The sequence below is a fragment of the Streptomyces sp. NPDC048734 genome (genome assembly GCF_043198675.1).
Lineage (GTDB): Bacteria > Actinomycetota > Actinomycetes > Streptomycetales > Streptomycetaceae > Streptomyces.
This window is the reverse complement of the sequence record NZ_JBICUZ010000001.1, coordinates 990,617-1,013,487: the sequence shown is the minus strand read 5'-3', so window position 1 is coordinate 1,013,487 and position 22,871 is coordinate 990,617. Positions and strand designations below refer to the sequence as shown.

18 protein-coding genes are annotated in these 22,871 nt (G+C 73.8%); 8 read left to right on the top strand and 10 right to left on the bottom strand.

The features are described from left to right. Window positions 1-3: 3 nt before the first annotated feature. The 4 genes from ACGFQC_RS04455 to rsmH all read right to left on the bottom strand — a co-directional run bounded on the left by ACGFQC_RS04455 (window position 4) and on the right by rsmH (window position 5,340). Window positions 4-1,524 carry a UDP-N-acetylmuramoyl-L-alanyl-D-glutamate--2,6-diaminopimelate ligase gene (locus ACGFQC_RS04455; RefSeq protein ID WP_363087223.1) on the bottom strand — a complete coding sequence of 507 codons (1,521 nt, stop codon included), beginning with the start codon at window positions 1,522-1,524 and terminating at the stop codon, window positions 4-6. Window positions 1,525-1,728: 204 nt separating this feature from the next. Beyond that, a complete protein-coding gene (locus ACGFQC_RS04450; protein WP_363087222.1) occupies window positions 1,729-3,705 on the bottom strand; it encodes a penicillin-binding protein 2 in 1,977 nt (658 codons plus the stop codon). Between the two features lie 5 nt (window positions 3,706-3,710). Continuing rightward, complete coding sequence (locus ACGFQC_RS04445) at window positions 3,711-4,265, bottom strand: septum formation initiator family protein (protein ID WP_363087221.1); 555 nt, start codon at window positions 4,263-4,265, stop codon at window positions 3,711-3,713. A gap of 73 nt (window positions 4,266-4,338) precedes the next feature. After that, the gene (rsmH, locus tag ACGFQC_RS04440) at window positions 4,339-5,340 is read right to left on the bottom strand and encodes a 16S rRNA (cytosine(1402)-N(4))-methyltransferase RsmH (protein WP_363087220.1); all 1,002 of its coding nucleotides are present in this window, start codon (window positions 5,338-5,340) and stop codon (window positions 4,339-4,341) included. A gap of 429 nt (window positions 5,341-5,769) precedes the next feature. Between rsmH and ACGFQC_RS04435 the strand changes: the two genes are divergently transcribed. From ACGFQC_RS04435 to ACGFQC_RS04420, 4 genes are all read left to right on the top strand, one after another. Continuing rightward, complete coding sequence (locus ACGFQC_RS04435) at window positions 5,770-6,327, top strand: carbonic anhydrase (protein WP_363087219.1); 558 nt, start codon at window positions 5,770-5,772, stop codon at window positions 6,325-6,327. 174 nt (window positions 6,328-6,501) lie between these two features. Further along, window positions 6,502-7,542: a MoxR family ATPase gene (locus ACGFQC_RS04430; RefSeq protein WP_363087218.1), complete on the top strand. Its 1,041-nt coding sequence runs from the start codon at window positions 6,502-6,504 to the stop codon at window positions 7,540-7,542. Beyond that, window positions 7,539-8,912 (top strand): DUF58 domain-containing protein, encoded by a 1,374-nt coding sequence (locus ACGFQC_RS04425; protein ID WP_363087217.1) that lies wholly within the window; start codon window positions 7,539-7,541, stop codon window positions 8,910-8,912. The genes ACGFQC_RS04430 and ACGFQC_RS04425 overlap by 4 nt, the downstream gene beginning before the upstream one ends. Beyond that, window positions 8,909-11,431 carry a DUF3488 and transglutaminase-like domain-containing protein gene (locus ACGFQC_RS04420; RefSeq protein ID WP_363087216.1) on the top strand — a complete coding sequence of 841 codons (2,523 nt, stop codon included), beginning with the start codon at window positions 8,909-8,911 and terminating at the stop codon, window positions 11,429-11,431. Before ACGFQC_RS04425 ends, ACGFQC_RS04420 begins: the two co-directional genes overlap by 4 nt. A 440-nt stretch (window positions 11,432-11,871) precedes the next feature. Here the strand turns inward: ACGFQC_RS04420 and ACGFQC_RS04415 are convergent, their stop codons facing one another. The 3 genes from ACGFQC_RS04415 to ACGFQC_RS04405 all read right to left on the bottom strand — a co-directional run bounded on the left by ACGFQC_RS04415 (window position 11,872) and on the right by ACGFQC_RS04405 (window position 14,182). Further along, complete coding sequence (locus tag ACGFQC_RS04415) at window positions 11,872-12,273, bottom strand: DUF3040 domain-containing protein (RefSeq protein ID WP_363087215.1); 402 nt, start codon at window positions 12,271-12,273, stop codon at window positions 11,872-11,874. 266 nt (window positions 12,274-12,539) lie between these two features. Next, complete coding sequence (locus ACGFQC_RS04410) at window positions 12,540-13,379, bottom strand: methyltransferase (RefSeq protein WP_363087214.1); 840 nt, start codon at window positions 13,377-13,379, stop codon at window positions 12,540-12,542. Between the two features lie 239 nt (window positions 13,380-13,618). Continuing rightward, window positions 13,619-14,182 (bottom strand): SAV_6107 family HEPN domain-containing protein, encoded by a 564-nt coding sequence (locus tag ACGFQC_RS04405; protein ID WP_363087213.1) that lies wholly within the window; start codon window positions 14,180-14,182, stop codon window positions 13,619-13,621. 174 nt (window positions 14,183-14,356) lie between these two features. Here ACGFQC_RS04405 and ACGFQC_RS04400 point away from each other — a divergent pair, with 174 nt between their 5' ends. From ACGFQC_RS04400 to ACGFQC_RS04385, 4 genes are all read left to right on the top strand, one after another. Further along, window positions 14,357-15,091 carry an ATP-binding cassette domain-containing protein gene (locus ACGFQC_RS04400; RefSeq protein ID WP_363087212.1) on the top strand — a complete coding sequence of 245 codons (735 nt, stop codon included), beginning with the start codon at window positions 14,357-14,359 and terminating at the stop codon, window positions 15,089-15,091. After that, window positions 15,063-17,147 (top strand): YhgE/Pip domain-containing protein, encoded by a 2,085-nt coding sequence (locus tag ACGFQC_RS04395; protein ID WP_363087211.1) that lies wholly within the window; start codon window positions 15,063-15,065, stop codon window positions 17,145-17,147. The genes ACGFQC_RS04400 and ACGFQC_RS04395 overlap by 29 nt, the downstream gene beginning before the upstream one ends. Window positions 17,148-17,197: 50 nt before the next feature. After that, complete coding sequence (locus ACGFQC_RS04390; RefSeq protein WP_363087210.1) at window positions 17,198-17,821, top strand: TetR/AcrR family transcriptional regulator; 624 nt, start codon at window positions 17,198-17,200, stop codon at window positions 17,819-17,821. Window positions 17,822-18,302: 481 nt separating this feature from the next. Beyond that, entirely contained in the window at window positions 18,303-19,811 is a 1,509-nt protein-coding gene (locus ACGFQC_RS04385; protein WP_363087209.1) for an NAD(P)/FAD-dependent oxidoreductase, read from the top strand. A gap of 52 nt (window positions 19,812-19,863) precedes the next feature. Here ACGFQC_RS04385 and ACGFQC_RS04380 read toward each other — a convergent pair whose 3' ends face one another. The 3 genes from ACGFQC_RS04380 to thiE all read right to left on the bottom strand — a co-directional run bounded on the left by ACGFQC_RS04380 (window position 19,864) and on the right by thiE (window position 22,702). Continuing rightward, entirely contained in the window at window positions 19,864-20,832 is a 969-nt protein-coding gene (locus ACGFQC_RS04380; RefSeq protein ID WP_363087208.1) for a hypothetical protein, read from the bottom strand. A 56-nt stretch (window positions 20,833-20,888) separates the two neighbouring features. Then, on the bottom strand, window positions 20,889-21,812 hold the full coding sequence (gene metF / locus ACGFQC_RS04375) for a methylenetetrahydrofolate reductase [NAD(P)H] (protein ID WP_363087207.1): 924 nt from the start codon (window positions 21,810-21,812) through the stop codon (window positions 20,889-20,891). A gap of 242 nt (window positions 21,813-22,054) precedes the next feature. After that, entirely contained in the window at window positions 22,055-22,702 is a 648-nt protein-coding gene (gene thiE, locus ACGFQC_RS04370) for a thiamine phosphate synthase (protein ID WP_363087206.1), read from the bottom strand. Window positions 22,703-22,871: the final 169 nt, after the last annotated feature.

Here is a 22,871-nt window from a genome sequence, read left to right as displayed (position 1 = left end):
AGTTCATCCCTGGGTCTTCTGGATAGCTTCGCGGAGCACCTGGCGGTCGTCGAAGGGACGGACCACACCGGCGATGTCCTGGCCCTGCTCGTGGCCCTTGCCCGCGACCAGCACGGTGTCCCCGGGCCGCGCCCGGCCGACGGCGGCGGCGATCGCGGCGGTCCGGTCCTCGAACAGCTGCACCTCGCCGCGCTCGTGGGCCGGCACGGACGCGGCACCCTGGAGCATCGTCGCGAGGATCGCGAGGGGGTCCTCGGAACGGGGGTTGTCGGAGGTCAGTACGGCGGTGTCGGCGAGCCGGGCCACGGCGGCGCCCATCGGGGCCCGCTTGGTGGTGTCGCGGTCGCCGCCGCAGCCGAGCACCACGTGCAGCCGGCCCTTGGTGACCTTGCGCAGCGCCCTGAGCACCGACTCCACGGCGTCCGTCTTGTGCGCGTAGTCGACGACCGCGAGGTAGTCCTGTCCGGCGTCCACCCGCTCCAGCCGGCCCGGCACGCCCGGTACGGCGGCCACGCCGTCGGCGGCGGTCTGCGGGTCGAGTCCGGCGGCGGCGAGGGCGACGATGGCGCCGAGGCTGTTGGCCACGTTGAAGGGGCCGGCGATCGGCGACCTGGCGGCGATCCGCTCGCCCTGCGGGCCGAGGACGGTGAACGTCGAGTCCATCGGGCCGACCTGGACGTCCACGGCCCGCCAGTCGGCGTCGGGGTGGCCCTCGGCGGAGAACGTGACGACGGGGACGGTGGCCTCGCCGGCCAGCCGGCGGCCGTACTCGTCGTCGAGGTTGACCACCCCGAGCCTGCTGCGCAGCGGGGTGAACAGCTGCGCCTTGGCCCGGAAGTAGTCCTCCATGTCGGAGTGGAACTCCATGTGTTCCGGGCTGAGGTTGTTGAACACGGCGATGTCGAAGACGCAGCCGTCGACCCGGCCGAGGACCAGGGCGTGGCTGGAGACCTCCATCGCGACCGCCTCGACGCCGCGTTCGCGCATGACGGCGAACAGGGCCTGCAGGTCGGTGGCCTCCGGGGTGGTGCGCTCGGACTTGATGCGCTCGTCGCCGATGCGCATCTCGACCGTGCCGATGAGGCCGGTCGCCCTGGCCTTCTTCAGGCCGCCCTCGACGAGGTAGGCGGTGGTGGTCTTGCCGGAGGTGCCGGTGATGCCGATCTGGAGCAGTTCGCGGCCGGGGTGGCCGTAGATGGTGGCCGCCAGTTCACCCATCCGTGCGCGCGGGTCGTCGACGACCAGGACCGGCAGGCCGGTGGCGGCGGCGCGCTCGGCGCCGGCCGGGTCGGTCAGCACGGCGACCGCGCCGAGGCCCGCGGCCTGGGTGGCGAAGTCGGCGCCGTGCAGGCGGGCGCCCGGGAGGGCGGCGTACAGGTCGCCGGGGCGGACGGCGCGTGAGTCGTGGGTGATGCCCGTGACCTCCGCGCCGCTCTCCGGCTGCTCGGCACCCAGCTGTCCGGCCAGCTCCGCCAGGGGTGTGGCGGCGACGTGCACCGGTCGCGGCGGTCCCGGATACGTCACGGAAGCGCCCTTCTGAGTGGTTGGGGACTGATCAGCGTGTGGCACGGCGGTGAGCGTACCGGGCGGGGCCGGTCGGGGGCGAAGCGAGGCGGCGGGGGGTGCCTGGTCCGCGGGGTCGGGAGTGATCATGGTCACGGGCTGGTTCCCTGGGTGGTTCGGCGCTGAACACGGGCGGCTGACGGGCTGGCGGGCGGGGTGGCGGGGTCAGGGGGCGAAGGAGACCGGGAGGTTGGCCGGCTTCCCGCCGGTCGGCGGGATCTGGAGCGTCTTCAGGGAGAACTCCATGACCTGCTTGAAGATCGGGCCGCAGATCTGGCCGCCGAAGTAGCTGCCCTCGGTGGCGTTCTGGATCGCGCAGTAGACCGTCACCCGGGGTTTGTCGGCGGGCGCGAATCCGGCGAACGACGAGGTGTAGCCGCGGTACTTGCCGGTGGCCGGATCCACGCGGTTCGCGGTACCCGTCTTGCCCGCGACGCGGTACCCGGGGATGCGCGCCTTGGTGCCGGTTCCCTCCTCGTCGTCCACCACCGACTCCAGCATCTGCGCGAGGGACTTGGCCGTCTTCTGGCTCACCACCCGTGTCTTGCGGGGGGCCTCGGCGGGGACGAAGCGGCCGTCGGGCCCCTTGGTGCCGCGCACCAGGCTCGGTTCGACGCGCACGCCGCCGTTGGCGATCGTCGAGTAGACGGAGGCCGCCTGGAGCGCGTTGATGGAGACGCCCTGGCCGAAAGGGATCGTGTACTGCTGCGAGGTCGACCAGTCGCCGGGCGCCGCGAGGATGCCCTTGGTCTCGCCGGGGAAGCCGAGCCCGGTGTAGCTGCCGATGCCGAACTTGCGCAGGTAGGAGTAGAGGGTCTGGTTCGCCTGCGCCTGGGTCCTGCCGAGCTGGCCGGTCGCCAGGATCGTGCCGATGTTGCTGGACTTGGCGAGCACGCCGTTGAGCGTGAGGTACCAGGTGGGGTGGTCGATGTCGTCCTGGAACAGCCGGTCGCCGCGGTGCAGCCGGTTGGGCACGGTGACGCGCGTGAGCGGCGTGGCGGCGTTCTCCTCCAGTACGGCGGCCATCGACATGACCTTGGCGGTGGAGCCGGGCTCGAAGGCGTCCTGGAGGGCCGCGTTGCCGAGGGCCTCGGGGATCGCGTCGGACAGGTCGTTGGGGTCGAAGCCGGGCGAGTTGGCCAGGGCGAGGATCTCGCCGGTGCGGGTGTCCTGGACGATGACGTAGCCGCGGTCCGCCTTGGACGCCTTCACCTGCTCGGTGATGGCGTTCTGGGCGGCCCACTGGATGTCCCGGTCGATCGTCAGCTCGACGTCGGAGCCGGGCACGGCCGGCGTCTCGGTGGAGCCGGCGGTGGGCACCTGACGGCCGCCGGACTGGGCGTAGCGGATCTTGCCGTCCTTGCCGGCCAGGGTGGCGTTCAGCTTCTGCTCGACGCCGCCGCCGCCCGTGCCCTCGGCGTTGACCCAGCCCAGTATCCCGGCGGCCAGCTCACCGTTGGGGTACACGCGCTTGCTGCTCGGGACGGAGAAGACGCCGGCCAGGACGTTGACCGTGGCGGGGTCCGACTCGGCCTTGGTGGCGAGCGCGGACTTCAGGTCCTTGATCTGCTTCCAGACCTGCGGGGTCTGCCGGCCGGCCAGCTTGGCGTAGCGGACGTTCGCGTTGCCGGGGCGCAGCTTCTTGACGAGCGCGGACTGCTCCTGGCCGAGGATCGGCGCGAGGAGGGCGGCCGCCTGTTCGGGCCCGTCGTCGGTCTTCAGCTGGTCGGGGGCGAACATCGTCGGGTCGGCCGTGATGTCGTAGGCGTCCTCGCTGGAGGCGAGGGCCACGCCGGAGCGGTCGGTGATCTCGCCGCGCTCGGCCGTCAGGACCTGGCCGACGTAGCGGTTCTGCTCGGCCTTGGCGGCGTAGGTGCCGGCGTCGACGGCCTGCACCTGGAGCAGACGGATGACGAAGGCGATCATCACCAGGGCCAGCGCGAGGCCGACCAGACGCAGCCGGGGGCGCGGGCTGCCGAGCCGGATGACGCGGGGAGCCGCGGGCCGCGCGGCAGGACGGCGGGTGGGGCGCGCTCCGGGCCCCGGCCTGCGCTGGGCCGACACGGGGCGGGCGGGCCGGGCCGAGCGGGCGGGACGGGCGGGGCCGGGCACGCGCCGGCGCGGCGGTTCCCTGTCGGACACTTCCGTCACCTGCCGGGAGTCGTGGGAGTGGCTGCGGTCGCGGACCCGCCGGGGGCGGTCGCCGCCGGGCCGGGTTCGGCCGCGGCGGTCGGGGAGGCGCCGGGGACGGCGGTGGGGGCGCCGGCCGGTGGGAAGGCCGGCAGGGTCGCGATGGCCTCGGGGGGCCGCGCGGCGAGCTGGGTGTCCGCCGGGGAGCCGGGGGCGGCCGAGGGGACGCCCTTCACGGTGCCGTCGGGGTCGAGGAAGGCCGGGTCGCCGCCGGGCACCATGCCCAGTTCCCGCGCGCGGCGCTGGAGGGCGTCCGGGGCGGAGTAGGCGTCGATGTCCCGCTGGAGCGCCTGTTCCTCGTCGGTGAGGCTCTTGGTGTCCTTCTGGAGGTCGTCCATCTCGAACGAGCCCTCGCTGAGCGCGGAGTTCAGCACCAGCAGGCCGATCAGACCACCGCCGAGGAGCAGCACGACGAGCAGGACGAACGGCGTGCGGGCAGCCTGTCGCGGCCGGGCCGGGAAGAGCCGCGCGAGCCGGGCGGCCCGCCCCTTCAGCCGGGGTTTCCTGCTCACTCGCCCTCCCCTGGGCCGCCGGTCACGAACCCGTCGGACCGGGATGTTCCCCGGCCCGCCCGCCGCACGCCCGTCACTCGACGTCCTCCCTGATCCGCTCGGCCCCGCGCAGCCGCGCCGGGGCGGCCCGCCGGTTCTCGGCGACCTCTTCCTCCGTGGGAAGTTCGGCACCACGGGTGAGCAGCTTGAGGCGCGGCTGGTAGCGCTCGGGGACGACGGGCAGTCCGGCCGGCGCGGTGGTGGCGGCGCCGGCCGCGAACACCTGCTTGACCAGCCGGTCCTCCAGCGATTGGTACGACAGCACGGCGATCCGTCCGCCGACGTCGAGGGCCTTCACGGCGGCCGGGATCGCCCGCTCCAGGACCGACAGTTCGCCGTTGACCTCGATGCGCAGCGCCTGGAAGGTGCGCTTGGCCGGGTTGCCGCCGGTGCGCTTGGCCGCCTGCGGCAGAGCGTCGCGGATCAGCTCGACGAGCCGGGCGCTGTTGGTGAACGGCTCCTTCTCCCGTTCGCGCACGACCGCGGAGACGATCCGCTTGGCCTGCTTCTCCTCGCCGTAGGCCCGCAGGATGCGCACCAGTTCGCCCGGCGGATAGGTGTTGAGGACCTCGGCGGCGCTGATGCCGGTCGTCTGGTCCATGCGCATGTCGAGGGGGGCGTCCTGCGCGTAGGCGAATCCCCGCTCCGCCTCGTCGAGCTGCATGGAGGAGACACCGAGGTCGAACAGGACGCCCTGCACGCGCGGGATGCCGAGCCGCTCCAGCACCTCGGGGAGTTCGTCGTAGACGGCGTGCACGAGGGTGGCGCGGTCCTGGTACGGGGCGAGGCGCTCGCCGGACAGCCGCAGGGCCTCCTTGTCGCGGTCGAGGGCGACCAGGCGGGCCTCGGGGAACCGGGTGAGCAGGGCCTCGCTGTGTCCGCCGAGGCCGAGCGTGCAGTCGACGACCACCGCTTGGGGCCGCTGGAGGGCGGGGGCCAACAGGTCCAGGCACCGCTGGAGCATCACCGGGACGTGTCGGCTCCGTCCCTCCCGTCGCCCGCCATCACCCTCATTGGAATGCGCTTCGCGCCCCATCGCTCCTGGGCCCTCTCAGATCCGGCGGAGTCCGTACGCACCGCCGGATCCCCACCCGCTCGAAGAAGGGGAGGTCAGCCGGCGCCGGAAGCGTCAGCCGACCGGGAGCGGGAGGAGGCCGAGCCGTACGTACGCGCCGCGCACGCGGGGAGATCCCCGGCGGCCGCGCCGGGGTCTCTCGGGGAATTCAGTCCAGCGGGGAGATCACCGCCTCCCGCTTCGCGTCACTTTAGTCCACCCTGTCTCGCGGTCAATCAACCGGCCTGCGCGTCGTGCTCCGATACGCATGCGAAGCGGCGATTACGGGAAAATCACTCCTACGGGCTTCCTCCCGCCACTCGTGTGGGTTACCTCACACACGACCGGGATGACGTTCTTCACCCTTCTCACAACGAGACCGGAGAGCTTGTGACCAGTAACGTCATGGGTATGACGACTTCCGCATCGGTACCCACCGGCTCCGAGGCCGCCATACCCACTGGCGGCACGGTCACCGACCGCCTGGTCCACGCGAACCGGCGCTATGCCGCCGCGTTCAGCGACCCGGGGATGGACGCGCGCCCCGTCCTGCACGTGGCCGTGGTGGCCTGCATGGACGCCCGACTCGACCTGCACGACGCCCTCGGCCTGGAACTCGGCGACTGCCACACCATCCGCAACGCGGGTGGTGTCGTCACCGACGACGTGATCCGCTCCCTCACGATCAGCCAGCGCGCCCTGGGCACCCGCAGCGTGGTGCTGATCCACCACACCGGTTGCGGTCTGGAGAGCCTCACCGAGGAGTTCCGCCACGACCTGGAGATGGAGGTGGGGCAGCGCCCGGCGTGGGCGGTGGAGGCCTTCCGGGACGTCGACCAGGACGTGCGGCAGTCGATGCAGCGCGTGCGCACCTCGCCGTTCCTGCTGCACACCGACGACGTACGGGGCTTCGTCTTCGACGTGAGGACGGGACTGCTGAGGGAAATCGACCCGGCCGAACAGTCCTAAGACCTGACATATCGCTGTCAGTTGTCCACAGCCGAGTGACACGAAACGGTAACGGCAGCAAGAATGCGGGAGTGGCGTCGCGCTGAGTGTTTCCCGCGTGGTGTCCGTGTTTCGGGGTGGGCCGGTCCGCGTCGCAGAGCGTCGGCCCGGAAAGAACGGGCCGAGGAGGGCCGGGTGACGACCTATGACGAGCGTGCGAGCCTCACAGATCTGACCGACACCGTGGAGCGGGTCCGCAGTTCGGTGGAGGGAGTGATCGAGGGCAAGCCCGAGGTCGTACGGCTTTCTCTGACGGTGCTTCTCGCCGAGGGACATCTTCTGATCGAGGATGTCCCCGGCGTGGGCAAGACGATGCTGGCGAAGGCGCTGGCCCGGTCCATCGACTGTTCGGTCCGGCGTATCCAGTTCACGCCCGACCTGCTGCCCTCGGACGTCACCGGCGTGTCCATCTGGGACCAGCAGCGCCGGGACTTCGAGTTCAAGCCGGGTGCGATCTTCGCGCAGATCGTGATCGGCGACGAGATCAACCGCGCCTCGCCCAAGACCCAGTCCGCGCTGCTGGAGTCGATGGAGGAGCGCCAGGTCACCATGGACGGGCAGACCTACGAGCTGCCCAGCCCCTTCATGGTGGTGGCCACCCAGAACCCGGTGGAGATGGAGGGCACCTATCCGCTGCCCGAGGCCCAGCGCGACCGCTTCATGGCCCGGGTCTCCATCGGCTACCCCAGTCCGGAGGCCGAGCTGCAGATGCTCGACGTCCACGGTGGGGTGAACCCCCTGGACGACCTCCAGCCGGTGGCCCACGCGCACGAGATCCTGAAGCTGATCGAGGCGGTCCGCGGGGTCCACGTCGCCGAGGCGATCCGGCGGTACGCGGTCGACCTGGTCTCCGCCACCCGCACCCACCCCGATCTCAGACTCGGCGCCTCCCCGCGCGCGACCCTGCACCTGCTGCGCGCGGCGAAGGCGTCCGCCGCCCTCTGCGGCCGGGACTACGCGCTGCCGGACGACGTGCAGAACCTCGCCGTGGCCGTCCTGGCCCACCGGCTGCTGCCCACCGCGCAGGCCCAGCTGAACCGCCGCACCTCGGAGCAGGTCGTCGAGGAGATCATCCAGCGCACCCCGGTGCCCACCGGCTCCCCGCAGCAGCGCGGCTACGGCCTGGGCGACGGCACCCCGGTGTACGGCCGGCAGCCGCCGCGGAGGCTCGGATGACCACCGGCGCGGCCGGACCGGCGGAGGCGGACCGCGGGGAGAAGGGCGGCGCACGCACCGCCCTGGCCGGTCTCACCACGCGTGGCCGTTCCTTCCTGGCGGCCGGAGTCGCCGCCGCGATCTGCGCCTACGTCCTCGGCCAGCCCGACCTGCTGCGCGTCGGACTGCTGCTGGCCACGCTGCCGCTGGTCTGCGCGGCCGTGGTCTACCGCACCCGCTACCGGGTGGCCGGCAGCCGTCGGCTCTCCCCCGCGCGCGTGCCCGCCGGCAGCGAGGCCCGCGTCCATCTGCGAATGGACAACGTCTCCCGGCTGCCGACGGGCCTGCTGATGCTGCAGGACCGGGTGCCCTACGTCCTCGGCCCGCGCCCCCGTTTCGTCCTGGACCGGGTCGAGGCGGGCGGCCGGCGCGAGGTGTCCTACCGGGTCCGCTCCGACCTGCGCGGCCGCTACCCGCTGGGCCCCCTGCAGCTGCGGCTGAACGACCCGTTCGGCATGTGCGAACTGACCCGCTCCTTCTCGACGTACGACACCCTGACGGTCGTGCCGCGCGTGGAGGCGCTGCCGCCGGTCCGGCTGGGCGGCGAGGCGAAGGGGTACGGCGACGGGCGGCAGCGCTCGCTGGCACTGGCCGGCGAGGACGACGCGATCCCGCGCGGCTACCGCTACGGCGACGACCTGCGCCGTGTCCACTGGCGTTCCACCGCCCGCTACGGCGAGCTGATGGTGCGCCGCGAGGAACAGCCCCAGCGCTCCCGCTGCACGGTGCTGCTGGACACCCGCGGGGTCGCCCACCGGGGCGCGGGCCCCGACTCGGCCTTCGAGTGGGCGGTCTCGGGCGCCGCGTCCGTCCTGGTGCACATGCTGGAGCGGGGCTTCTCCGTCCGGCTGCTGACGGACACCGGCAGCTCGGTGCCGGGCGAGGGCGCCGAGGGTTTCGCCGGCTCCGGCCAGGGCTCGGCCGACGCGGCCGGGCTGATGATGGACACCCTCGCCGTGATCGACCATTCCGACGGCACGGGCCTGTCCCCGGCCTACGACGTGCTGCGCGGGGGCAACGAGGGGCTGCTGGTGGCCTTCCTCGGCGACCTCGACGAGGAGGAGGCGGCGGTGGCCGCCAAGATGCGCCAGCGCAGCGGGGGCGCCGTCGCCTTCCTCCTGGACGGCGACAGCTGGGTGCGTGAACCGAATGACGCGCCTCATCCGATGAACAGGCACCAGGAGCGGTTGCGGATGCTGCGCGAGGCGGGCTGGACGGCCGTGAGCGTGCCGCGGGGCACTCCGCTGGACGAGCTGTGGCGGCAGGCGGACCGGGAGCGTTCGGGTGTCGTGACGGCCGGTGGACCGAGCGGAAGGGGGACGGGGTCATGAGCGGTCGGGCCCGGCTGACGGTGTGCGCCGCGGCGGCCACGCTGATGGCCGCCTCCGCCCTGCTGCCCCTGGTCGAGCAGACCTCGTGGATCCTGCTGGCGGCCGTCCTGCTGGCCGTCCAGTGCGGGGTCGGCGCGGCCGCCCGGCGGGTGCCGCTGGCCCGGCCGCTGACCGTGCTGGCCCAGGTCCTGGCCACGCTGGTGCTGCTCACCCTGGTCTTCGCGCGGGAGCAGGCCATCGCCGGGCTGATCCCCGGCCCGCAGGCCTTCCAGCACTTCGCCGACCTCCTCCGCGCGGGCACCGACGACGTGGGGCGGTACGCGATACCGGCGCCGCTCTCCGACGGCATCCGGCTGATGATGATCGGCGGTGTGCTGCTGATCGGGCTCGCGGTGGACACCCTCGCGGTGACCTACCGCAACGCCGCACCGGCCGGCCTGCCCCTGCTGGCGCTGTACTCGGTCGCCGCGGGGCTCTCCGACGGGGGGACCGACTGGCTCTGGTTCCTGGTGGCCGGCGGCGGCTATCTCATGCTGCTGCTCGCCGAGGGCCGGGAGCGGCTCTCGCAGTGGGGCCGTCTCTTCGGGGGCGCCCCGCGCGCCCCGGGCGGGCAGTCCGGACCGGTGGCCCCGGTGCGCACCGGGCGGCGCATCGGCGCGGCCGCCCTGGGCGTGGCGCTCGCGGTGCCGTTGCTGCCGCTGCCCGCGATCGACGGCGGCCTGCTGGACGGCGCGGGTACCGGGGCCGGACCGGGCACCGGCGGCGGGGGCACGATCTCCGCGGTCAACCCGCTGGTGTCGCTGCGCGACAGCCTGAACGTGAACGAGGACCGCACGGTCCTGACCCTGCGCACCAACACCGGCGACATCTCGGACCTGTATCTGCGGATCGTCTCCCTGGACGACTTCGACGGCACCACGTGGAAGCCGTCGAAGCGCGATGTCGTCGCCGTGCCCGACGAGCTGCCCACCCCGCCCGGCCTGAGCCCGCAGGTGCCGCGCACGGAGATCACCACCCGGGTGTCCGCCGCCGACTGGTACGCCCAGGACTGGCTGCCGATGCCGTACCCGCCGAGCGGTGTGCAGGTCAGCGGCAGGTGGCGGTACGAGCCGGTCGGCATGACCGTGGTCGGCGACCACCGCCAGACCACCCGCGGCAAGTCCTACGAGGTGAACAGCCTTCAGCTGCGGCCGACCGCGGAACAGCTGGCCGCCGCCCCGCGGGCCCGCGGTTCGCTGCGCGGCGAGTACACCCAGGTGCCCGACACCCTGCCGGCGGTGGTGTCGCGGACGGCCCGCGAGATCACCGACGGCTCGTCGAACGACTACGAGCGGGCGGTGAAGCTCCAGGACTGGTTCGCGGTGACGGGCGGCTTCGAGTACGACACCGAGGTCGAGGTCGGCACCGGGAAGGACGCGCTCGCCCGTTTCCTGCGGGACAAGCAGGGCTTCTGCGTGCACTTCTCGTTCGCGATGGCGGCGATGGCCCGCACGCTGGGCATACCGGCCCGGGTGGCGGTGGGCTTCGCGCCCGGCTCCCCTCAGTCCAACGGTTCGGTGGCGGTGAGCCTGAAGGACGCGCACGCCTGGCCGGAACTGTATTTCGAGGGTGTGGGCTGGACCCGTTTCGAGCCGACCCCGACCCGGGGGACGACACCGCCGTACACGCTGCCGGAGACCTCGGGCAGTGCCGTCCCGGACCTGCCGCAGGCCTCGCGGTCGGCGGGCGCGGCGCCGTCGGCCGAGCCGTCGGCGAGCACGAGCTGCACCGCGGAGGACAAGAGGCTCCAGGGCTGCACCGACGCGCTGCCGCTGGACCAGGCGGATCAGGGTGGCGGCGGCCCGCCCTGGTACAGGATCGCGGGCTGGACGGTACTGGGGCTCGCGGTGCTGGTGTCGCCCCTGCTGCCGATGGTGTGGCGGCTGAGACGGCGGTCGGTGCGGCTGGCCTCGGCCCAGCACACCGGTTCCCCGGCGGTGAGCCGGGCGAGCCCCGGGACACGCGGGGACGGCGTCGGGCAGCCGGCGGGCGACGCCGGTCCGTCGGTGCTGCCGGACGTGCCTCCGGAGGAGGCCGGTGAGGCAGCCGCGGCCCACGTCCTGGGGGTGTGGCGCGAGCTGACCGACACGGCCTGGGACTACGGGATCCCGCCCGACGACGCGCTGACGCCCCGCCGGGCGGCGGACCGGATCGTCCGGCTCGGCGAGCTGGACCAAGCGGTGGCCGGATCCGTGCACCGGGTGGCGGGCGCCGTGGAGCAGGTGCTGTTCGCCCCGCGGCCGCGGGCCGAGGCCGGACTGGCCGAGGACGTGCGCGAGGTGCGGGTGGCCCTGCGGGCGCGGGTCGACCGGCGGACCCGGCTGCGAGCGGTCGTGGCACCGCGTTCGGCCGTCCGTGTGGTGTGGGACCTCAGCGACCGCTGGACGGCGGCCAAGGCGACCTGCTCGGCACGCCTGGCGGCCCTGGCCCGTCGGGTACGACCGCGCAGCCGGGCGGCCGACGCCCAGGCGGGCAGCTGACGCTCGGCCGGCGGCCGGTGACCGGCGGCTGTGGCCGGCGGCCGGTGACCGGCGGCTGTGGCGGGCGGCTGTGGCGGGCGGCTGTGGCGGGCGGCGGACGCTCAGGCTCCGCCGGGTCGCCGAGGCGGCGGACGCTCGGGCGAGGCCAGGGCGTCGAGGCGGCGGACGCTCGGGCGAGGCCAGGGCGTCGAGGCCGGTGAGTGCGACCGCTGATGACGCGTTCGGCCCCCGTTCCAAGAGAGATCCCGGAACGGGGGCCGAACGCTGTTCCGCGGCGGGCCGGCGGAAGCGCCGCGTCCGCAGGTGAGGGTGCGGGCAGTGGGCATACGTGAGGGGGTGACCGCCCGGTCGGGCGGTCACCCCCTCGACTACGTCTCTGTGCGGCTCCGGCGTCTCACCGGCCGGGCACGGGAGCGGTCCGGCGCAGTCCCAGCGGCGCCTCAGTGCCCCTGGCCGCCGCCCTGCTCGTCACGGCGACGCTGCCAGCGCTCCTCGATCCGGTTCATCACCGAGCGCTTCGGCCGTCCCTGCCCGCGTGCCTGCGGGGCGCCGGCAGGCTGTTCACCCGGCTTGGGGGCCTTGCGCCAACCGGTGACCGCGAGGACCGCGCACCCCAGCATGACGAGGAAGCCCACCACGCTGAGCCAGACCTGCTGGGCGACCATACCGGCCATGAGGAGCGCGATACCCACGAGGAAGCCCGCGACCGCCTGGTAGACCCGGCGCCGGGTGTACGTACGCAGCCCGCTTCCCTCAAGCGCCGACGCGAATTTGGGATCTTCGGCGTACAGCGCTCGCTCCATCTGCTCGAGCATGCGCTGCTCGTGCTCCGAGAGCGGCACGGAGTCCTCCTCATCGTGCGGTCGCCGGGGCGACCCGGGGGGTCCCTTCAGGATAGGCAGGGAATCGCCCCCGTGAAACCCGCCCCTCTACGCCAATTGGCCAACCGGAGCCCGTCATGAGCGTCTCGGGTCCGCTGGGGGTTCCATTCCCCGGCGGCCGACCCGTCATGCCGGGCGGTCCCCCTCGATCATACGGCGCGCTTCGGCCGAACGGGGGGCCTGTGGCGTACTCCATGCGCAGCCGCGTACCTGATCAGCGGCACGTCTCAGGAGGGGTCGGCGACCTCGTCGGTCCCCCGGGTCTCACCGAGCACGTGGAGCTGTGTCGCCACGGAGTGGAAGGCGGGCAGCTCGGCCGCCGCCTCCTCCAGCTTCAGCAGTGCCTCCAGGGCGCCGGGCTCGGTGTCCACGAGCACGCCGGGCACGAGGTCGGCGAAGACCCGCACCCCGTGCACGGCACCCACCCGGAGGCCGGCCCCCTCGACCAGTCCGGTGAGCTGGTCGGCGGTGAAACGGTGCGGTACGGGGTCGCCCTCGCCCCAGCGGCCGTCCGGGTCGGTGAGGGCCTGGCGGGCCTCCGTGAAGTGACCGGCGAGGGCGCGGGCCAGAACGGCGCCGCCGAGGCCGGCGGCGAGCAGGCTGAGGACCCCCTCGGGGCGCAGCGCGGCCACCACGTTGCGGACGCCTTCGGCGGGGTCGTCGACGTACTCCAGGACGCCGTGGCACAGGACGACGTCGTAGCCACCGCGCCGGACCACGTCGAAGAGGCCGTGGGCGTCGCCCTGGACGCCCTGCACGCGGTCGGCGACTCCGGCCTCGGCGGCGCGGCGCTCCAGCGCGAACAGCGCGTTGGGGCTGGGGTCGACGACGGTGACCCGGTGCCCGAGGCGGGCGACCGGCACCGCGAAGTTGCCACTGCCGCCCCCGGTGTCGAGCACGTCCAGCGACTCACGCCCCGTGGCCTTGACCTGGCGGTCGAGGGCGTCCTGGAGGACCTCCCAGACCACGGCGGTACGGAGTGAGGCGCGGGGGCGGGAGGGGCCGGAGCGCAGCGACGCCGTGTGGGAGTGGCGGTGGGAGACGGACGGGCGCATGGGGTCCGGCACGGCAGTTGACTCCTCGGCGCGGCACCGCCTCTGGCGCGGCGGAGCGAACGGGGCGCCTTCCCGGCCGCGGCGGCGGCGGGGGGAAGGCTTCAGGCACCGTCCACCCTATTGCCTCCGCCCCCGCGCCCGGTCACCGCGGTGCGCCCGGGCCGCGGGGTTCGCCGGCCTCCCCGGGACGCCCGCGCGAGCGTCCCGGACGGACACCCCGCCGGCCCGGCCGGTCCCGTCGGCGGCGGGGCTCATCCCGCGTCCGGCATGCCCGCCCCCGCGCTCGGGCCGTCCGCTTCAGCGCCCTCCTGGCGGGGCTGGGGCAGCACCGGCTGGAGGACCAGCATGCGTTCGACGAGGCGGAGGAACATGGCCACGTCGCGTATCAGGTCGTCGGCGTCACGACGGCTGGCCGCACCCCGGATACCCGCCTCGGCACGGGCCCGGCGCCCGGCTCCGGAGGCGAACAGCGCGCTCCACTCGGACAGTTCGGGCGCTATCTCGGGGAGCACCTCCCACGCGCTCCTGATCCGGGCCCGGCGTCGGGGGGTGGCCTCCGGGCGCCCCCGCGCGGCAAGGACGGCGGCGGCGGTGCGCAGCGCGGCGAGGTGGGCCGTGGCGTACCGCTCGTTGGGGGTGTCGAGGACGGTGGCCTCGTCCAGCCCGGCGTGGGCCTGGGCGAGCAGGTCGAGGGCGGCGGGCGGGGCCGTGGTCCGGCGCAGCACGGGGTGCACGTCGCTCGCCGGGCCGGTCAGTGAGGGGGCAGGGCCGGTGGCGCGTCGCCGACGTGCGGCTGCTGCGTGGGAGCTGGCCATGACGAACCTCCTGTCGTCTGTGTGACGGCACGATCCTGTCCGGTGGTGCCGTATGTGCCCATCGTGCGCTATGCCACTGACAATCCGTGGCGACCTGGGCTTTTGCCTCGATCGAAAGTTCGGGTTAGTTTTTGCACTGACCAGTCAGTTCAAATTCTGCTCACGGGGGGAACCGTGCACGGAGTCGCCGTCACCGCCGAGGGCTTCGGGCTGCGGGGTCCGCGCGGCTGGGCCTTCCGGGACGTCGGTCTCGACGCGGAGCCCGGCTCGCTGATCGCGGTCGAGGGGCCCTCCGGCTCCGGCCGGACCAGCCTGCTGCTCGCGCTCACCGGCCGGATGAGGGCCACCGAGGGCACGGCGGTCGTCGGCACCGCGCGGCTGCCGAAGCAGCTGGCCGCGGTGCGCCGCGTCAGCGCCCTGGCCAACGTCACCGGTGTCACCGACCTCGACCCGGCGCTGACCGTCGGCGAGCACCTGCACGAGCGGGCGCTGCTGCAGCGGCGGTTCGGCGGCTCCGTACGCGCGCTGCTGCGGCCGCGCTCTGCGCGCGTGAGCGAGGAGAAGCTGCAGGTCGAAGCCGCGCTGGCCGCCGCCGGGCTAGAACGGGAGGCGCTGCCCGAGGGCGCGCGGACCGCCGTACGCGATCTGGAGCGGCTGGAGGCGTTGCGGTTGTCGGTCGCGCTGGCCCTGCTCGGGCGACCGCGACTGCTCGCGGTCGACGACGCCGACCTGAAGCTGTCCGACGCCGAGCGCGCCGCGGCCGGGGCCCTGCTGGCCTCCGTCGCCGGGTCCGGGACCACCGTCGTGGCGGCGTGCGCCGAGGCGCCCGCCGGCGCCGTGACGGTGGCCAGCCGGCCGGGACCCGGAGAGGAGGCGGCCGATGCACTCGCCGCGACTCGCCGCGCTTGAGCTGCGCCGCTTCGGCCGGGGGAGGCTCCCGCGCGCCGCCCTGGTCGCGCTCCTGCTGCTGCCCCTGCTCTACGGCGCGCTGTACCTGTGGTCCTTCTGGGACCCGTACGGCCGGCTCGACCGCGTCCCCGTGGCCCTGGTGAACGACGACGAGGGGGCGAGTGCCGACGGCAGGCGGATCGCCGCCGGGGACGACATCACCGAAGGGCTGCGCGACAGCAAGGTCTTCGACTGGCACGAGGTCGATGCCGCACGGGCACGCGCGGGCGTGGAGGACGGCACCTACTACCTGTCGCTGACCATGCCCGCCGACTTCAGCCGGCGCATCGCCTCCAGCTCGGGGGACTCCCCCGCGACGAGCGCCCTCCAGGTGCGCACGAACGACGCCAACAACTACATCGTCGGGCAGATCTCGCGGACGGTCTTCAGCGAGGTCCGCACGGCCGCCTCGACGAAGGCCTCCCGCTCCTTCCTGGACAGGATCTTCGTCTCCTTCTCCGACATCCACGGCAAGACCGTGGAGGCCGCCGACGGGGCCGACAGGCTGAAGGGCGGCGTCGGGAAGGCCGAGCAGGGCTCCAAGGCCCTCGCGGACGGCCTCGAGGACGCCAAGTCGGGCAGTGGCAAGCTGTCCGGGGGACTGGCGAAGCTCGACAAGGGCGCCGGTGACCTGGAGGACGGCTCGCGCGGGGTCGCCGACGGCACGCAGACGCTCGCCGACAAGGTCAACGGCGTCTCCGGCGAGGTCACACCCTTCATCGAGGACAACGAGAAGACCATCGGGGACACCGCCCAGCTGGTCGCCGACTCCGCCAAGGTGGTCCGCGGCCGTCTGTCCGCCCTGGTGAAGAGGGCTCCGGTGGCCGCCGGAGGTGCGCGGATCGCCTCCGAGACCCTGGACGGGATCCACCGGACGCGCTGCGAGACACCCGCGCTGCCCGACCCGGCCTGCGCCGACCTGAAGAAGGCCAGGGACGCCGCCGCGGACGTGGTGCTGATCGCCGACGACGTCGACACGCTCGTCGCCGATCAGGACGGCGACCTGAAGACGATGCGCACGAACCTCGCGGCGCTCCAGAAGCAGGCCCAGGCGCTCGCCGACCGCGCCCCGCACCTCTCCGAGGACGTCGCCGACGCGGTCTCCAGGATCAACGAGCTGAACAAGGGCGCCCAGAAGGTGGCCGCGGGTGCGAAGAAGCTGAACACCGGCATCGGCACCGCGAGGAGCGGCGCGAGCGACCTGGACAAGGGCGTCGGCAAGCTCAAGAAGGGCGCCGAGGAACTCGACGGCGGCATGTTCAAGCTGGTCGACGGCTCCGCGGAGCTCGCCGGCGGACTGCACGACGGCGCCGGGCGGATCCCCGACTACGACGAGGAGGACCGGGACGCGCGCACCGCCGTCATGGCGGACCCGGTCCAGCTGGCCTCCCACGACCTGCACAAGGCGCCCAACTACGGCACCGGCTTCGCCCCGTACTTCATCCCGCTGTCGCTGTGGGTGGGCGCGATGGTGGCGTACATGCTGATCGCGCCGATGAACCGGCGCGCGCTCGCCGCGGGCGCCTCCGCGTGGCGGATCGCGCTGGCCGGATGGCTGCCGGTGGCCGCGATCGGGGTGCTCCAGACCGCGGCCCTGATGGCCGTGCTGCACTGGGCGGTGGGCCTGCGGATGGTCCGGGCGGCCGGCACGGTGGGCTTCCTGTTCCTGGTGGTCGCCTGCTTCGCGGCCATCGTCCAGTGGCTCAACGCGCGCTTCGGCCCGGCGGGCCGGATCCTCGTCCTGGCCCTGCTGATGCTCCAGCTCACGTCGGCGGGCGGCACCTACCCGGTGCAGACGAGTCCGGGCTTCTTCAACGCCCTGCACCCCTTCCTGCCGATGAGCTACGTCGTCGAGGCGCTGCGCCGGCTCATCACGGGCGGCGGCCTGGAACCGGTGTGGCACGCGTGCGTGGTGCTGACGGCCTTCACGGCGGGCGCCCTGGCACTGACCGCGCTGTCCGCGCGCCGCCGTCAGGTGTGGACGCTGGACCGGCTGCACCCGGAGCTGACCCTGTGACCGCGCGACCGGTGACTTCGGCGGGGCGGGTTCCTGTGACAATCAGGGGCATGGACAGCACCACCACGCCGGCCGGCCGCACCCGCCGCGAGGCCACCCGGCAGAAGCTCTACGAGGCAGCCGTCACACTCATCGCCGAGCAGGGCTTCTCCGCGACCACCGTGGACGAGATCGCCGAGCGGGCGGGCGTCGCGAAGGGCACGGTCTACTACAACTTCGCGAGCAAGTCGGTCCTCTTCGAGGAGTTGCTGCGGCACGGCGTGGGACTGCTCACCGCGTCCCTCCGCGAGGCCGCCGAGAGCACGGCGCGCCAGGGCGGCAGCCGGGTCGACGCGCTGGACGCGATGATCCGCGCGGGTCTGGTCTTCATCGACCGCTATCCGGCGTTCACCCAGCTCTACGTGGCCGAGCTCTGGCGCACCAACCGGGCCTGGCAGTCCACGCTCCTGGTGGTGCGGCAGCAGGCGGTGGCCGTCGTCGAGGGCGTGCTGCGCGAGGGCATCGACCACGGCGAGTTCAGCGACGAGATCGACGTGCCGCTGACCGCGGCCGCGCTAGTCGGCATGGTCCTGGTGGCCGCCCTGGACTGGCAGGCCTTCCAGCCGGAGCGGTCCCTGGACGACGTCCACGCGGCCCTGTCCCGACTGCTCCAGGGCCGGGTCAGCGGGCTCTGAGCCCTCCGCGCGGAAGGTGCCGCCACCGGCCGTCGGGGCGGGCACGAAAGCGCCGGTCCGCCGTGGCCACGTCCCCCGTGTGCCACCGCGAACCGGCGCTCCCTGGTGCTTCCCCCGTGTCCCCCGTGTCCCCCGCGTTCCTCTTCCGGTCGTTCCCCGGCCCGCCCCCGTGCCCCGCTCCCGCCGACCGGGCCGGCAAAAGGAGCGGTCCAGGACCGGCACCGTTCCGCAGCCCCGTGTCGGCGGTGCGGTGCCGGGCCCCTTTCCGTGGGCTCCACTCTCCCCTCCCCCCAGGTCGCGTCCCATCCGCGCGGGTACTCATCTCGGCGGCTAGGTACGGCTACTCAGACCCGGGTGCCCGGCCCCGGGGCGCTGCGCGGCCGCCCTGGTGATGACCGCCCCCGGGTCCCTGCTCCCCCGGTGTTCACGGGCGGCCGGGCCGGCGCCGTCACTGTCGGTGGCGGCCGATAAGGTCGCGGGCATGGCACGGATTGCGGTGATCGGCGCCGGGATGGGCGCGCTGGCGGCTGCCGCCCGGCTGGCCGTCGCGGGCCACCGGGTGACGGTGTACGAGCGTACGGAGACGTACGGCGGTGCGGTGCGCCGCTTCGAGCGGGACGGGTTCTCCTTCGACACGGGCCCCGGTCTGCTGACTCTGCCCGCGGTCTGGCGCGATCTCTTCGTCAAGACCGGCAAGGAGCCGCTGGAGGACTGTGTCGAGCTGGTCCAGGTCGACCCGTCGGCGCGGCACGTGTTCGCCGACGGCACCGAGGCCGTGCTGCCGAACGCCTCACGCGCGGGTGTCGTCTCCGCCCTGGACGAGGCGCTGGGCCAGGGGGCCGGCGGGCGTTGGGGCGACTTCCTGGTCCGGGCCCGCGAGGCCTGGGACCGCACGCGCCGCCCGCTCCTGGAGGAGCCGCTGTGGCCGAACTGGGCGGTGCTCGCCGACCGCGAGCCCTATCCGGCGGTGCCGCACAAGCGCCTGCTGCGCACCCGCCGGGCCGGCACGCTCGCCGAGGTCGGCGCCTGGGAACTGCGCGACCCCAGGCTCGCCGCCCTCCTGGAGAGTCACGCGCTCGCGTACGGCCTCGATCCGCGGGTCACCCCGGCGAGCGCGGCCGTCCTGCCGTACATGGAGCACGCCTTCGGCATGTGGTCCGTGCGCGGTGGCGTGCGCGAGCTGGCCCGCGCGGTGTACGAGAGATGCCTGGCCCGCCGGGTCGTGTTCGAGTTCGGTGCCGAGGTCACCGGAATCGTGGAGAAGGACGGCCGGGCGGCGGGCGTGGAGCTGGCCGGGGGCGCCTCCCCGGCTTCCGGCTCCGGGGGAAGCAGTGTGGCGGAGGCCGACTTCGTGGTCGCGCCGGGGACGGGCCGGCTCACCGGGCTGCCGCCGCGCGGCCGGGGCGAGGTCGCGCCGCAGCGGGGCCTGCCGAGCCGGCTCACCGTGCTGCTCGCCCTGCGCGGCGGGCGCCCGGAGGGGACCGTGCACCGGACGGTGGTGCACACGCGCGACCGCGAGGGCGAGTTGGAGGCCCTGTTCGGTACGGCGCCCACGCCGGCCGCCGGTCCGACGGTCACGGTGCTGCGGCCCGGGGACCCGGCTCTCGTGCCGGACTCCTCCCATGAGGCGGTCACCCTGAGTGTCGTCGTCCCGGCCGGGACCGAGCCGGGGGCCGACCTGGTGGAGGCGGTGCTCGGCGTCGCCGAGCGCGCCCTTCCGGGCCTGCGGGACCGCGTCCTGTGGCGCGAGGTGCGCACCCCGGCGGACATCGCGGAGGAGACCGGCGCGGAGGGCGGGTCCGTCCCGGCGCCGGCGCTGGCGGCGGCGGGGGGACGGCTGCTGCACCCGGCCAACTCGACCGCCGTTGCGGGCCTGTTCACCGCGGGCGGCTGGGCGCACCCGGGCGGTGGGCTCCCCCACGCGGGCATGTCGGGCGCGCTGGTGTCGGGACTCGTCGTGGAGGGGCCGGGGTTCCGCGGCTCGCAGTGAGCCCCGGCCACTGCCCGGGCCGCCCCCTCGGGGCGGCGGCCGTGAGCGCCTGTCAGAAGCGGTACTGCTCGTCGTAGCCGTTGCCCTGCCGCTGCCCGTCGCCCTGGTAGGGGTACGGCTGCTCGGGCGGGAGTTCGCCGGCGAGCGGGTCGTCGGTGCTGCGCTGCTGCGGGACCCAGACACCGCCGGCCGGGGTTCCGTCGTAGCCGCCGGTGCCGTACTGGTCCTGGCCGTAGCCCTGCTGCGGGTACTGCTGCTGGTCGTACCCGGCGTCGTAGGAGCCGCCACCGTAGGTCTGGGTGCCGATGTAGGGGTCGGAGTAGGCCGCGTACTGCTGCTCGCCGGAGGCGTCGTAGCCGTACTGCTGCTGGCCGTATCCGGAGTAGCCGTCGTAGCCGTACCCCTGGTCGGCGCCCTGGGCGGTGGTCGCGTACTGGTCCTGGGTCTGGGCGGCGGACGCGTGGGCGGTGTCGCTGTACACGCCGTAGGAGCCGGTGTCGTCGGGCAGGGGCTGCGGCTCGTAGACGGAGGTGGCCTCGGCCGCCGCGGCGCCGGCGCCGCGCGCGGTGGGCGTGAACACGTCGTCGCGGTCGTCGTCGCCGTAGGCGCCCTTGTCCTGGCCGTACGCGATGTCGTCGCCGAACGTCGTGCCCGCGTCCCGGCCGTACGGGTCGGGGCCGCCCTCGGTCTCCTCCAGGTCGGAGACCTCCAGGGTCGGGTCCTGGTGCTCGCCCTTGCCGCGGCGGCGCTTGGTGCCTTCGGTGCCGGGGCGGCTGACGGCCCAGCCCTCGGCGAAGCCGCGGCGGAACGACAGCGTGACGTACGTCTGGCCGACCGCGAAGGCGGCCGCCCCCACACCGATGACGACGACCGACGGGATCAGGACACCGACCACCACGCCGAGGAAGCCGCCGAAGGCGAGCAGCCGCCAGCGCAGCCGTGCCTTGTACTGCAGCAGCACCTCACCGAGCAGCCACAGCGCGACGACGCCGAACGCGATGTAGAGGACCGTCCAGCCCATGTACGCCCCTCTCCCCTCGGCCGCTCCGCAGTGTGTCGTAAGGCGGTGCGGCCGGTCTAGGCCTGCGGTGGGTGGTGCAGACCCAGGTTCTCGTAGATTTCCAGCGTCGCCGTGGAGTTGTTGAGCGTGATGAAGTGCAGTCCGGGCACTCCCTCGGCGAGCAGCCGAGCGCAGAACTCCGTGGCGAAGTCGATGCCAATGGAGCGTACAGCGGCCGCATCGTCTTTGGCTGTGAGGATCCGCTCTTTCAGCGCCGCCGGGAAGTGGGCGTTGCTGAGCTTGGGCAGCCTCTCCAGCATCTTCACACTCGTCACCGGCAGGATCTCGGGGATCACCGGGGTCGCGCAGCCGGCCGCCGACACCCGGTCCCGCAGCCGCAGGTAGGAGTCGGGCTCGAAGAACATCTGCGTGATGGCGTAGTCGGCGCCGGCCCGGCACTTGTCGACGAAGCGCGCGACGTCGGTGTCCCAGTCGCTGGAACGCGGGTGCATCTCGGGGAAGGCGGCGACGCCGACGCAGAAGTCGCCCGACTCCTTGATCAGCTGGACGAGTTCGGCGGCGTAGGTGAGGCCCTGCGGATGCGGCACCCACTCCCCCATGGGGTCGCCGGGCGGGTCGCCGCGCACGGCGAGCATGTTGCGGATCCCGGCGTCGGCGTACTGGCCGATGATGTTGCGGAGTTCGGCGATGGAGTGGTCCACGGCCGTGAGGTGCGCGACCGGGGTGAGGGTGGTGTCGACGACGATCTGCTGCGTCTCCTTGACCGTGGTCGCCCGCGTGGTGCCACCGGCGCCGTAGGTGACGGAGACGAAGTCGGGGGCCACGGCCTCGACCCGCCGGAGCGCGTTCCACAGGTTCCGCTCGCCCTGGGCGGTCTTCGGCGCGTAGAACTCGAACGAGTAGGTCGTCTTGCCGGTGGCCAGGATGTCGCGCACGGTGCGGGCGCGGTCGGTCCTGGTGGATGCGGTTCCGAGGGCCATACCCGCAGGTTAGCCAGGGGAGGGGCCTCCCCTCACCGAAACTCGGAAATTTGCCCGAATTGTCGCCTTGTTGTCCACCCCTTGGACAGGCGGGCGCGAGCCGGGAGGGGAGGTCGACGGACAGCGCGGGACCGGGCCGGCGCGGGAGGGACCGGTACGGGAAGGACCAGGACGGGAGGGACCGGGACGGGGACGGGCGAGGAGGCCGGACGGGTGAACGGGCCGGCGTCCGGGCGCCCGGCTCAGACCGCGCGCAACCGCTCGGCGAACTCCGCCGCCGCGGCCCCGGGGTCGTCGGCCTCGGTGATCGCCCGGACGACCACGACGCGGCGGGCGCCCGCCTCCAGCACCTCGTCGAGGTTGCCGAGGTCGACGCCGCCGATCGCGAACCAGGGACGCCCGGTGCCCAGCGCCGCCGTGTGACGGACCAGGCCGAGGCCGGGGGCCGGGCGGCCGGGCTTGGTGGGGGTGGGCCAGCACGGGCCCGTGCAGAAGTAGTCGACGCCCTCCTGGACGGCCGCGGCGTCCGCCTCCGCCTCGCTGTGCGTGGAGCGGCCGATCAGCACGCCGGCCCCGAGGAGGGCGCGGGCCGCGGGGACCGGCAGGTCGCCCTGGCCGAGGTGGAGGACCTGGGAGCCGGCGGCATGGGCGACGTCCGCCCGGTCGTTGACCGCGAGCAGCCTGCCGTGGCGGGCGCAGGCGTCGGCGAACACCTCGAGGTGCTCCAGCTCCTCCGCCGCCTCCATGCCCTTGTCGCGCAGCTGCACGATGTCGACGCCGCCCGCGAGGACCGCGTCCAGGAACTCCGGCAGGTCGCCCTGGCGCTTACGGGCGTCCGTGCAGAGGTAGAGGCGGGCGTCGGCGAGCTGGGAGCGGGCCGTGTCGGGCATGCGTGGGTCCCCCGGGACGTGGGCGGCGCCTCGGGTCTTTCCCGGGGCGGCGGTGTGCGGCCGCGGCGGACCACGGCCGCACACCTGGCGGTTCTGACGGCGAGTCCGCGCGGCAGGTCTCCGAACGGATCGGCGGATCCGTGAATCGACGGATCAGCGGATCAGCGGA